Origin of the sequence: Quyinboa sediminis, from assembly GCF_042219855.1 — a bacterium.
In the GTDB taxonomy this organism is placed as follows: Bacteria; Bacteroidota; Bacteroidia; order Bacteroidales; family UBA5342; genus JBHJHP01.
On the sequence record NZ_JBHJHP010000002.1, the window covers coordinates 172,758 to 185,520 of the forward strand.

13 protein-coding genes are annotated in these 12,763 nt (G+C 40.4%); 11 read left to right on the forward strand and 2 right to left on the reverse strand.

The window, feature by feature from the left end; translation table 11 throughout:
• Nucleotides 1–4 precede the first annotated feature (4 nt).
• Together ACE1EF_RS05970 and ACE1EF_RS05975 are read right to left on the reverse strand one after the other, a co-directional pair.
• Nucleotides 5–1,222, reverse strand: a complete 1,218-nt coding sequence (locus ACE1EF_RS05970) for a putative sugar nucleotidyl transferase (RefSeq protein WP_375719716.1) — start codon at nt 1,220–1,222, stop codon at nt 5–7.
• Nucleotides 1,223–1,296: 74 nt separating this feature from the next.
• Nucleotides 1,297–1,563, reverse strand: coding sequence for a type B 50S ribosomal protein L31 (locus ACE1EF_RS05975; RefSeq protein ID WP_375719717.1), 267 nt, complete (start codon nt 1,561–1,563; stop codon nt 1,297–1,299).
• 347 nt (nt 1,564–1,910) lie between these two features.
• Here ACE1EF_RS05975 and ACE1EF_RS05980 point away from each other — a divergent pair, with 347 nt between their 5' ends.
• From ACE1EF_RS05980 to ACE1EF_RS06030, 11 genes are all read left to right on the forward strand, one after another.
• Nucleotides 1,911–2,738: a T9SS type A sorting domain-containing protein gene (locus ACE1EF_RS05980; RefSeq protein WP_375719718.1), complete on the forward strand. Its 828-nt coding sequence runs from the start codon at nt 1,911–1,913 to the stop codon at nt 2,736–2,738.
• A 119-nt stretch (nt 2,739–2,857) separates the two neighbouring features.
• A complete protein-coding gene (locus tag ACE1EF_RS05985) occupies nt 2,858–4,141 on the forward strand; it encodes an MFS transporter (RefSeq protein WP_375719719.1) in 1,284 nt (427 codons plus the stop codon).
• Nucleotides 4,142–4,206: 65 nt separating this feature from the next.
• Nucleotides 4,207–4,770, forward strand: coding sequence for a Crp/Fnr family transcriptional regulator (locus ACE1EF_RS05990; RefSeq protein WP_375719720.1), 564 nt, complete (start codon nt 4,207–4,209; stop codon nt 4,768–4,770).
• Nucleotides 4,771–4,853: 83 nt separating this feature from the next.
• The gene (locus ACE1EF_RS05995) at nt 4,854–6,269 is read left to right on the forward strand and encodes a nitrilase-related carbon-nitrogen hydrolase (RefSeq protein ID WP_375719721.1); all 1,416 of its coding nucleotides are present in this window, start codon (nt 4,854–4,856) and stop codon (nt 6,267–6,269) included.
• 261 nt (nt 6,270–6,530) lie between these two features.
• A complete protein-coding gene (sufB, locus tag ACE1EF_RS06000) occupies nt 6,531–7,979 on the forward strand; it encodes a Fe-S cluster assembly protein SufB (RefSeq protein WP_375719722.1) in 1,449 nt (482 codons plus the stop codon).
• A gap of 25 nt (nt 7,980–8,004) precedes the next feature.
• Nucleotides 8,005–8,754, forward strand: coding sequence for a Fe-S cluster assembly ATPase SufC (gene sufC / locus ACE1EF_RS06005; RefSeq protein WP_375719723.1), 750 nt, complete (start codon nt 8,005–8,007; stop codon nt 8,752–8,754).
• Nucleotides 8,755–8,773: 19 nt separating this feature from the next.
• Complete coding sequence (sufD, locus tag ACE1EF_RS06010; RefSeq protein WP_375719724.1) at nt 8,774–10,162, forward strand: Fe-S cluster assembly protein SufD; 1,389 nt, start codon at nt 8,774–8,776, stop codon at nt 10,160–10,162.
• A 3-nt stretch (nt 10,163–10,165) separates the two neighbouring features.
• On the forward strand, nt 10,166–10,702 hold the full coding sequence (locus tag ACE1EF_RS06015) for a 5-formyltetrahydrofolate cyclo-ligase (protein WP_375719725.1): 537 nt from the start codon (nt 10,166–10,168) through the stop codon (nt 10,700–10,702).
• Nucleotides 10,703–10,750: 48 nt separating this feature from the next.
• Nucleotides 10,751–11,968, forward strand: coding sequence for an aminotransferase class V-fold PLP-dependent enzyme (locus tag ACE1EF_RS06020; RefSeq protein ID WP_375719726.1), 1,218 nt, complete (start codon nt 10,751–10,753; stop codon nt 11,966–11,968).
• A gap of 12 nt (nt 11,969–11,980) precedes the next feature.
• Nucleotides 11,981–12,427, forward strand: coding sequence for a SufE family protein (locus tag ACE1EF_RS06025; protein ID WP_375719727.1), 447 nt, complete (start codon nt 11,981–11,983; stop codon nt 12,425–12,427).
• A gap of 10 nt (nt 12,428–12,437) precedes the next feature.
• A complete protein-coding gene (locus ACE1EF_RS06030; protein ID WP_375719728.1) occupies nt 12,438–12,755 on the forward strand; it encodes an SUF system Fe-S cluster assembly protein in 318 nt (105 codons plus the stop codon).
• The last annotated feature ends 8 nt before the right edge of the window (nt 12,756–12,763 follow it).

Here is a 12,763-nt window from a genome sequence, read left to right on the forward strand (position 1 = left end):
GGCGTCAAAGTCTTGCCCTGAATTGCTCTGTTTCGTCAAAAACAGCTTTAAGAATGGCTTTATCCGCGTCCGAAAGGGAAATATTTCTGCGGCTCATTACCCGCTCAGCAATCTGAAACACGGTTTCAAGGCTTACTCTCTGTACTCCCTTTGACGTGGTAAGTGTGAAAGAGGGTACGAAATTGCGCGGAAATCCGCTGACAGCAATATTTGCTGCTACGCCGGTCACCGTACCGGTGTTAAACATGGTATTAATACCACATTTGGTATGATCGCCCATGATCAGACCACAAAACTGCCGCCCGGTTTTGAGAAAGCGTTGTGTGGCATAATCCCACAGTTTGACTTCACTGTAATCATTCTTCAGGTTTGAATTATTGGAATCAGCGCCAATATTGCACCATTCGCCAATAACTGAATCGCCAAGAAACCCCTCATGGCCTTTATTGGAATATGCAGTAAATATAACGTTGCTTAATTCTCCTCCAACCTTGCACCAGGGGCCTATGGTCGAGCTGCTGTAAATCCGTGTGCCCATATTAACGGTTGCATGGTCACATATGGCGACCGGCCCCCTTAAGTGGCTGCCCTCCATTACTTCTGCATCTCTGCCTATATAAACAGGGCCTTTTGTCAGGTTTACAGTGATATATTCAGCCACAGATCCTTCTTCCATAAAAAACTGAAGGTTGCCTTCACGGTCATACATATCACCTATAATCTGAACTGTTGAACTTACCTCCGAACTCTTTCTGTCAGCAATCAACCTTTTTAAGTCAGCTTTGATTTCATCGCTGTTCCAACCCAGCAACTGGTAGGGATAGTATAATACCCTGGGCGTTCCATCAAGAAGCAGCCGTCTACCTTCGGACTGACCAGAAATTCTGATTTCTGACCATTTACCGGGCTGACCCAGAAAGGCAATAAGCCGGTCATCGTTCCAGATGGAATCGCCGGGATTCAGCGTATTGATTTGTTTAATCAGCTCCCGGGTGGGGAAACAACCACCATACAGGTATAATGTCTCGTTCTTTGATAAATCGGGAAATTTATCCCTGAGATAATCTTCGGCATCCCAGGATGCTTTGATGCCTAATTCAGATTCCCATTTTTCCCTGAGAGTGAGAATACCCGCACGGATTTCTGAAACCGGTCTGGTAAAGCTGAGCGGCTTTAAGGTATTCCTGAATGCTGAATCAAAAAATGTGAGCGATTGAAACATGGTAAAAGGAATGGAATGGTTCGAAAAAAGAAAGGGATAAAAAAAGAGCCCCGTCGTACGGAGCTCCAGGAGAATTATTTTTTTGTCTGATTTGCGTAATGTTGCTTATACCTGTTACGGAATTTATCAACACGACCGGCAGTATCAACCAACTTCATTTTTCCGGTGTAAAACGGATGAGAAGTGTTTGAAATTTCCACTTTCACCAAAGGATATTCCACGCCGTCAATTTCGATTGTATCCTTTGTTTTTACAGTTGATTTGGTAATAAATGTCTCATCGTTAGACATATCTTTAAATGCAACCAACCGATATCCTTCTGGATGAATGTCTTTTCTCATTGCTCTATAATTTTATTTTCTATTTCCTCTTTTCGAATGGCTTGCAAAATTATAACTGATTTTTATAATTACAAAATAATACCGGAAAAAATTTAATTGTTAAACGATTGGTTTTCAAACGAAACAGATTTAAGGCTCTAATAGGTTTTATTTAACTGTGATGCTGGTAAAAATCAATAGTAATCCGTACTTTTTCAGATTTTGTTTTTGTAACTTTATATCTCTTAAAACAACATCATATCATGAAATTACCCGGCATCCTTATTATTCCTCTTATTTTTCTGAGCTCAATACTGACGTACTCACAATCTTATCATCCTTTACTTTCCGAAAACAAATACTGGGATGTGGTTTACTGGGCTGACGGAGAAAACGGAGGAGGCATAATACCTCAAACAAAAGGGGAACGTCAATTTATTGAAGGAGACACAACAATAAATGGACAAGCCTATCAAATTATTAAGGCACGCTTTTTAGCATCTGTTGACCAACCGGTTTTTTATCCACCATTTTATGTTACTGACATGGAAATCATTAAGGGTTTTATTCGTGAAGATACCGTTGAAAAGAAAGTTTATACTTTGAACAGCTATTTTGATGAAGATAATATAGAATACCTGACTTATGATTTTAGTTTAGAGCCAGGAGATTCTCTAGACATAAGTTATCTTTTACCAGATGTAAAGATTGTATTAGATACAATCCATAGTATTCAATTAATGGATGGAACACAACGAAAAAAATTTGTGTTTAATGATTTATATACTCCTGTAAACTACTATTATATTGAAGGAATAGGCGGAGTTTCTTCGCTATTGTACCCATTCGATTATAATTTTGAATGGGGATCCAATCTTGATGGAGTTGGTGAATCAGGAACAAAAATATATTGCCAGGAAGGCTATTGCTATGTGGTTACAGCCAACAAAAATACTCAACCAATGGACTTTAGTATTTATCCGAATCCTGCGCAAGACTTTCTCCATCTTGAGAATTATTCAAATGAGAATGTAATATTAACAATATTCAACACCGCAGGTAAAGTGTTAATTGTTCATGAGATAAATTCAAATTCAAGTAATATTGTAAATATTCAAAACCTGTTTCCCGGAATATATATCTATATCTTAAAATCAAATAACAACCTGGCAAAGGGTAAAATAATTATTCAATAACTCAACGAATCATGTACTTCTCATTACCTATGTTAGGGAAATATTCGGTTGACATATGTCATACCGCCTTATTCAGATTTCATTTTCTTTTGTATCTTACACCGTCTAAATAATCTACAATGAGCAAACGCACACCATTTCCCAAAGTATTCTGGACAGCCAACTCCATTGAAGTACTGGAACGTTTTGCCTATTATGGCATATATATGAGTTTTGGCATCTATTTGCAACAACTTGGGTTTTCCAAGGGCGATCTTGGTATCATACAAAGTATTTTCCTCTTATTATCTTATATTACTCCTCTTTTTTCAGGAACCATTGCGGATAAATTCGGATTTAAAAAAGTGCTTATTGTCTCATACATAGCCTATCTGCCTTCCATATTATTACTTATAATCACAAAATCGTTTTCAGGAATAGCACTCACAATGTTATCCATAGGTTTTGCTGCAGGTATTTTTAAACCTTTAATATCTGCAACCGTTCGGGCCACAACAGATTCAACCAACAAGACACTGGGTTTTGGAATTTTTTATGCCATGGTGAATCTGGGTGCATCTTTAGGCCCGGTGGTTATGGGAAATCTGAGAGCCATGTCCTGGGATTATGTGTTTTACACTGCTGCCGGAACCATTGGATTAATGCTTATTGTAACCCTTCTTTTTTACAAAGAACCACCACGTGAAATTGAAGGCGTATCACTTAAAAAGAAATTTCAGGATATGGGCGAAGCTTTATCTGATGTAAAATTCCTGGTTTTTCTTATTCTTTTAGGCGTATTTTTCTGGTTGCCGTTTTGGGCATTTTTCAATGTACTGCCAGTTTATATAGACGATTATATTAATACTGCCAGTCTGTATGAATCTGTACGATCTGTTCTTGGCACAACCGTTACCAATATTATCTCAAGTCAAAAAGATGGAGTATGGCACATTAATGCTGAATCCATATCGCATACTGGCTACATCATCATTGTTTTTCAGCTGTTAATATCCAGCCTGTTTGAGAAGCGACCAGCAATCCCTTCTTTTTTACTCGGATTATTCATTGCTGCTGCCGGGTTCGTTGTACTGGGCTATTCAGTAACTTCAGTCCCTTCGCTTGTTTTTGTTGGGGTATTCTTATTTGCTATCGGCGAAATGATTTCATCTCCGCGCATACAGGAATATATTATGTGGATAGCTCCTAAAGAAAAAGCCGGCCTTTACATGGGAACCAATTTTCTTGCTACTGCAATCGGTGCTCTTTTAAGCGGACTTTATACCGGATTACTTGGGAGATTTGAGGAAGCAGGAGATCCGCAAATGATTATGTACACACTGGCCGTTCATGCCATAATCGGAATTATTGCCATCTGGATCTTTACAAAAACACTGGGAGAATTTAAAGAAAGAACCGAATAGATAAAAAAAGCTTTCAACCTTTAATTGCCCCTGCTGTTTTTTAAATAGCTAAATGATATACCGGTATGGTTGACGACATCATTCACTCAATTTATCCTTTATCGCAACAAAACAGTGCAAAGATCAAAGCTCTGATTGAGTATCAATCAATTCCTAAAGGGGAAGTCTTTATTAAGCTTAACCAAATAAATCGCAGTGAATACTTCCTGATAGAAGGAATTTGCAAAAGCTTTCTTCATAATCCTGACGGAGAAGAAATCACCATCTCTTTTTTTGATGACAACTCTGTTTTATCGCCATATACAACCCGTACATCCGGTGAACGGTCTGTATTAAATTTCAAAGCACTTACAGATATTGAACTTGGCGTTCTAAACGCTGAAGATTTTGAAGCCTTAATGATTGAATCGCTGGAAATCAGAAACTTTGGAAACCAAACCCTGAGAAATGAACTTATGCATAAAGTTCAGAAAGAAACAGGACTGGCCACTTTGACTGCGAAGCAGCGATTAATCAATTTCAGAAAACGGTTCCCTTTACTCGAAAATATGGTTCCGCATACCGATATAGCCACATATCTCGGGATCACCAACATATCGCTAAGCAGGCTTAGGAAAGAGCTGATCTGATCGCAATCTCTTTTTATCATTTGTTAATGGAATCGGATTTTTTCCGTCCTAATTTTGTTGACATACAATCATTTAAACTATTCATGATGAACAACAAAATAAATCCTTACTGGTATTTAGCGGCTGGAATCCTCCTTCAAACCATGATACATATGACTTTCAGCCTGAGCATCGCTGCATGGATTGCATATACTCCTTTCCTTATATTCATGTATCAAACCTCGGGCATCAAATCCCGTATTTGGTTTGTTTTGGCATTGCTGGTTTCCTGGTCCCTGGTAACTGCCAAAATTATTACACCTCCCCTTAAATTCTATTTCGAATTTATGTATTCTATTCCTATGACCCTGGTTCAAATTCCGGGGTATCTGATCTGGGACAGATTTAAAGCCAGAAGGTTCGGCTATCTTCTTTTCCCTGCAATAATGACCATAATGGAATGGATACAATACACTTTTACGCCATTGGCCAGTTGGGGAATTGCAGCTTATACCCAAAACGACAATCTTACAATCCTCCAAACGGTATCGCTATTTGGTATGCCAGGTCTTAGTTTTATCATTTACTGGATCAATATTTCGTTTACTAAAGCGTACTTAAAGAACTCTCATTCAATCGTTACATTATCTGTCCCATTCGTAACGCTTACGGTACTGCTTATTTTCGGAGCTATCCGTGTAAATATTTATCATTCCAAATCTCATGATACACTTTTAGTAGCGGCAGTTGGAACAACCAGTACTGTTAATGGACTGCCACTCCCTCCTGAACGAACAGAAATAAAGGTCAGAAAGACTCTGTTTGATGACACAAAAAAAGCAGCGAAAACCGGTGCAAAGCTTATCGTTTGGAATGAAGCTGCGACTTATATGCTGCCTGAAAATGAAACATCCTGGAAGAATGATCTTAAGCAATTGGCCAAAGATTGTCACACGTCTATCTATGCATCATACATTGTTCCCATATCCACAAATCCATTAAAATACGAAAACAAATATCTCTTTCTTGATAAAAATGGACTTATAAAAGCAGAGTATCACAAACACGAGCCCGTTCCGGGAGAGCCAGCAGTAAAAGGGAAAGAAAATTTTATCACAAATACTGTGGATTATACGGTAACGGGAGGTGCGATATGCTATGACTATGACTTTCCTTATATTGCAAAACAATTCAGTAAATTAAATGCCGATATCATAGCTGTTCCATCTTCGGACTGGCGTGGTATTGATCCGGTTCATACAAAAATGGCAGCATACAGAGCTATCGAACAAGGCCACTCCATATTGCGATCAACACGGTTTGGTTCATCTGCTGCTATTAATCCAATGGGAGAAATGGTGAGTCAGATGAGCAGCTTCAATAGCAATAACAGATTACTGTTAGCCTCACTTCCTGCGAAAGGATTAACTACAGTATATTCAATCCTTGGAGATCTCTTAATTTACGCTCTTCTGATTCTCGTTTTTGTTCTTTTTCTGCTGGAAGAGAAAAGAAAATAATTTATGCTGTTTTATTGTCCATTTGCATTTTTTGCCAGCGGTATCTGCCCGCCCCTGAAGGTACTTGATTTCACGTTGGACTACCATGATTTGACAATTTGCAACCGGTCCTTTCCTTTTTCAGTCCTGATTACGTATTATTAGTGCTATTTAGACTAATTATTTATTTTTAAAACTTAACACCTCTGCTTTTTGTTTAAAGTTGCTAAATTTGCAACTTCTTTTACGATTAAGTGTTATACTTGAAAAATAGTAGGTATTATGGCTGAAGATCAAAATCAATTAATTGACAATATAACTCAGAAAGAATATGCATATGGCTTTCATTCCAAGATAGAAACTGAGGATATTGGGAAGGGACTGAACGAGGAGGTAATTCGCATCATTTCTGCCAAAAAAAACGAACCGGAATGGATGACAGAATTCCGGTTAACAGCATACAGGAACTGGTTAAATATGAAGATGCCGGAATGGGCACACTTAAAAATTCCGCCCATCAACTACCAGGATATCATTTACTATGCCGCTCCTAAGCAAAAAGCGAAGCTGGATAGCCTGAATGATGTGGACCCGGAATTACTGGAAACATTCAATAAACTGGGGATACCGCTTGAAGAACAAAAAGTGTTATCCGGAGTAGCAGTGGATGCTGTACTGGACAGCGTTTCCGTTAAAACAACTTTCAAGGAAACCCTTGCTGATCTGGGTATTATCTTCTGTTCGTTCAGCGAAGCAGTTCAGGAACATCCGGACCTGGTAAAAAAATATATGGGATCGGTTGTACCGCCCAACGACAACTACTTTGCAGCATTGAACTCTGCAGTATTCAGTGATGGTTCATTCGTATACATTCCCAAAGGCGTACGTTGCCCGATGGAATTATCAACATACTTCAGGATCAATGCGATGAATACCGGACAGTTTGAGCGGACACTGATCATTGCTGATGATGAAAGCTATGTCAGCTATCTTGAGGGCTGTACTGCTCCGATGCGTGACGAGAATCAGTTGCATGCTGCCATTGTGGAAATCGTGGTGCTGAATGATTCCGAAGTAAAATACAGTACGGTACAAAACTGGTATCCCGGAGATAAAAACGGGAAAGGTGGTGTGTACAATTTTGTTACCAAGCGTGGCATGTGTAAAGGGGACAACTCCAAACTGACATGGACACAGGTGGAAACCGGTTCTGCTATTACATGGAAATATCCAAGCACCATTCTGATGGGAAACAACACCAAGGGCGAATTTTACTCTGTGGCTGTCACCAATAACCATCAGCAGGCTGATACCGGGACCAAAATGATTCACCTGGGAAAAAATACAAGCAGTATCATTGTATCCAAAGGGATATCGGCCGGAACCAGTGAAAACAGCTACCGTGGTCTGGTAAGGGTTGGTAAACGGGCTGAAAATGCCCGTAACTTTTCACAATGTGATTCACTTTTGCTTGGTGACAGATGTGGTGCTCATACATTTCCCTACATCGACGTAAAAAATAATTCGGCAGTAGTGGAACACGAGGCAACCACATCAAAAATCAGTGAAGATCAGATATTTTACTGTAACCAGAGAGGTATCTCTACCGAAGATGCCATTGGGCTCATCGTTAACGGATACGCCAAAGAAGTATTGAACAAACTGCCTATGGAGTTTGCAGTGGAGGCTCAAAAGCTGCTGCAGATAAGCCTTGAAGGTAGTGTAGGTTAATGATATTGAAGATAAATAAATAGCAATGTTAAAGATAAAAGATTTACATGCCTCTATCAACGGCAAAGAGATATTAAAAGGGATCAACCTGGAAGTGAAGGCAGGTGAAGTACATGCCATAATGGGACCTAACGGTTCCGGTAAAAGTACCTTGTCGGCTGTGCTTACGGGCAATGAAGCATTTGAGGTAACCCATGGTGAAATTACGTTTAATGGCCGGGATATCATGGAGATGTCTCCGGAAGACCGCTCGAGGGAAGGCATGTTTCTGAGTTTTCAGTATCCTGTTGAAATTCCCGGTGTAAGCATGGTGAATTTTTTAAGGACCGCCATTAACGAACACCGTAAATACAGGAATGAGGAACCACTGTCTGCTTCTGATTTTCTGCGCCTGATGCGGGAGAAAAAAGAGATGGTGGAAATGGATTCCAATCTCGCCAACCGCTCGGTAAATGAAGGATTTTCCGGTGGAGAAAAAAAGAAGAATGAAATCTTCCAGATGGCAATGCTTAATCCAAGTCTGGCTATTTTAGACGAAACCGATTCAGGACTGGATATCGATGCCCTGAGGATTGTGGCTAACGGCGTTAACAAGCTTAAAACCAAAGATAACGCAACCATTGTAATCACACACTACCAGCGATTACTGGATCATATTGTGCCTGATTATGTTCATATTCTTTACCAGGGAAGAATAGTAAAAACTGCCGGGAAAGAGCTCGCGGTTGAACTGGAGGAAAAAGGTTACGACTGGATTAAAAAAGAAGTGATTTAACCGGGTAAATTAATGGATAATGATTGAAACCGTTAAGATAGAAGACGAATATATTGACTTGTGGAAGGATAACCTTCAGCGGATATCTGCCCCCTGCCCGGATGTATTGAATGCACCGAGGGAAGAAGCAGCTGTAAAGTTCGCAGAAAGGGGATTTCCCGATACAAGCTTCGAAAACTACGAAAATACAGATATCAAACGCATATTCAAACATGAATACGGCGTTGATGTTACTCCAAGAACTGAATTTGGATTCAACCTGCATGACGTATTTAAATGCGATGTGCCGGATTTGAATGCACACCTTATTTTTACGGTAAACGGATGGTACTATAAAAAGAATATACTACCGGAAAACCTGCCGGAAGGTGTTGTCATTACCAGCATTCTGAAAGCATCGAAGGAATATCCCGAACTGTTTGAAAAGTATTATAACAAGCAGGCTGAACAATCGGATGATCCCATGGTAAATATGAATACCATGTTTGCTCAGGATGGCTTGTTTATCTATGTTCCGAAGGGCGTGGTTATTGAGAAGCCGATCCAGATTATTAATATTCTCAACAGCAGTCAGGATCTGTTTGTAAGCCAGAGAGGCCTGATCATTGCCGGGGAAAATTCGGAAGCGAAGATTCTGGTTTGCGATCATACCATGACGGATCAGCGCTATATCGCCAATCATGTAAGGGAATTATTTGTAGCAGAAAACGCACGACTGGATTACTATCTGATTGAAAACCAACACAACTTTGTTAATCAGATCATATCATCCTTTGTTGAACAGAAGGCAAACTCCAGTGTGGTGAGTAATTTTATTACTTTGCATAACGGGTTGACCCGGAACAATACATTCGTAAAACTGGCTGGCGAACATTGTGAAAATCATCTTTACGGCATGGCGCTGACAGATAAGCGACAGCATGTGGATAATTTTACGAATGTTATTCATGCCGTTCCGAATTGTGTGAGCGATGAGTTTTTTAAGTATGTTCTGGACGACCACTCATCAGGGGCTTTCAGAGGAAGAATTTATGTAGCCCAGGATGCCCAGAAGACAGAAGCATATCAGACCAATAAAAATATATGTCTGACCAAAGATGCCAAAATGCACACCAAACCGCAGCTTGAGATTTATGCGGATGATGTGAAGTGCAGCCACGGTGCCACTGTCGGACAATTGAATGAAGAGGCGTTGTTTTATTTGCGTTCACGTGGTATACCGGAAGCAGAAGCACGATTGCTGCTGATGTTTGCCTTTACACACGATGTGATTGAAAGCATTAGGCTTGAACCACTTAAAGAGCGCATTCACGACCTGGTTCAAAAACGTTTCAGAGGCGAGTTGAGTAAATGTGTTGGCTGTGCCATATGCAATTCTGTGGATACAGATACGTATCATACGCACTGAGTTATGGAAACATCAAAACCGGCAGTCAGAAAAGAGATCCGGGAAAAAACAGCAAGTCTGACAAGCGAAGAAAAGCTTTCTCTTTCTGACCGGGCAACATATTTACTTGAAAACGATCCGTTATTTAAAAACGCAGAGATCATCGCCATGTACTGGTCACTTGATGATGAAGTAAATACACACCGCTTTATCGAAAAATGGAACGGTAAAAAAACCATTCTGCTTCCCGTTATTGAAGGTGCAAATATTTATTTCGCCACTTACGATGGCATGAAAGACATGGTAAAGGAAGACCGGTTTGGCGTTCTTCAGCCCGAAAACAGTAACATCTACAACATTAAAACCATTGATCTTATTGTTGTGCCTGGTGTTGCTTTCGATCGTAAAAACAACCGTCTTGGACGTGGAAAGGGCTATTATGATCGCGCGCTGAGTGAAAGCCGGTGTCCGAAAGTTGGCATTTGTTTTCCTCATCAGTATGTTGAACAACTCCCGGTGGATATTCACGATATAAAAGTGGATAAAGTGGTGTTTGCCTGATATCTGCCCTGTTATGTTTATATTATTTACCGTTGCAAAGACTGTATTATGGCTTTAGATGTACAAAAAATACGACAGGATTTTCCTATCCTGAATGAACTGGTTCACGGGAAACCACTGGTTTATCTTGATAATGCCGCTACATCGCAACGTCCGGTTCAGGTAATCCGGAAGATTGAGGAAGCCTATTTTAAATACAACAGCAATATTCACCGCGGCGTGCACTACATGAGCCAGAAAGCGACCGAGGCCCATGAGAATTCACGGGAAGTGATCCGGAAATATATTAACGCCAAAAGCACTAAGGAAATTATTTTTACACGGGGCACCACCGAATCCATCAACCTCATTGCGTGGTCGTTTGGTGAACGTTTTTGTAACGAAGGTGATGAAATCATCATATCTGCCATGGAACACCATTCCAATATTGTTCCCTGGCAAATGCTGTGTGAACGCAAAAAACTAAAGCTGCGCATTATCCCTTTCGATGATTCCGGAACGCTGGATATGGATGCATTTCAAAATCTGATAACACCAGAGACAAAACTGATTTCTGTCGCCCATGTATCCAATACCCTTGGTACGGTTAACCCAGTTGAAGAGATTATCCGCATTGCTCACCGGAATAATATTAAAGTGTTGATTGACGGCGCCCAGTCGGCTCCGCATTTCAAACCCGATGTACAGGCCATGGATGCAGATTTTTTTGTGTTTTCCAGCCATAAAATGTACGGACCAACAGGAATGGGAGCTTTATACGGGAAAGAAGACCTCCTGAATGAATTACCCCCATACCAGGGTGGCGGAGAAATGATTGAAACGGTTACATTTGAGAAGACCACTTACAATGAACTGCCGTTTAAATTTGAAGCCGGAACACCGGATTTTACCGGATCTGTCGGTTTTGCAGCCGGTATTGAATATATTGAGGCACTTGGAATTGATGACATCCGTGCGCACGAAGATGATCTGCTGAAATATGCAATGAAACAGCTGAAAAGCGTTCCGGGAATGAAGTTTTTTGGAGAGGCAGAACATAAGAGCAGTGTGATATCGTTTATGGTAAAGGATATTCATCCGTTTGACATGGGTACTTTGCTTGACCACATGGGCATTGCCGTGAGAACCGGCCACCACTGCGCACAACCGGTCATGGACAGGTTCGGCATTTCAGGAACGGTCAGAGCCTCGTTTGCCCTTTATAACACTAAGGAAGAGGTTGATACACTGATAAACGGAATCAACAGAATTGCAACCATGTTTTAATAATTATTATCTTTGAACCGCAAAAGAGGAGAAAAGATGACTATCAACGACATACAGGATCAGATAATTGAAGAGTTCAGCATTTTTGAAGATTGGATGGATAAATATGCCTATCTGATTGAGATCGGAAATGGTCTGGACCCCATTGATGATACCAAAAAGAAAGAACAGAATTTAATCAAAGGTTGTCAGTCCAAAGTGTGGATTGATGCACGTTTCAGGGATGGTAAAATCTTTTTTGAGGCCGACAGTGATGCGATAATCGTAAAGGGTATTGTGGCACTGCTGCTACGAACCTTATCGGGTCAGTCGCCTCAGGATATCATGAACTGCGACCTCTACTTTATTGAGAGGATCGGTTTAAACAACCACCTTTCCCCTACACGCAGCAACGGTCTGGTAGCCATGGTAAAACAAATGAAGCTTTACGGATTGGCTTTTAACGCTAAAAACGCTTAAGGAGTTGATTATGGAAAATGAATTTTTGAACATTGAGGAGGAGATTGTAAAGCAACTCAGAACAGTTTTCGATCCGGAAATTCCGGTCAATATATACGACCTTGGCCTGATTTACAGCATTGACGTGAAGGACGACAACAGTGTGGAAATTGAAATGACACTGACCGCTCCGGCCTGTCCGGCGGCAGATTTTATTATGGATGAAGTGAATGATAAAGTCAACGCGGTGGGAGGCATTAAAGGCGTAACTGTGAATCTTGTTTTCGATCCGCCATGGGATAAAGATATGATGAGTGAGGAAGCAAGACTAGAACTAGGGTTTTTATAAAACATTGG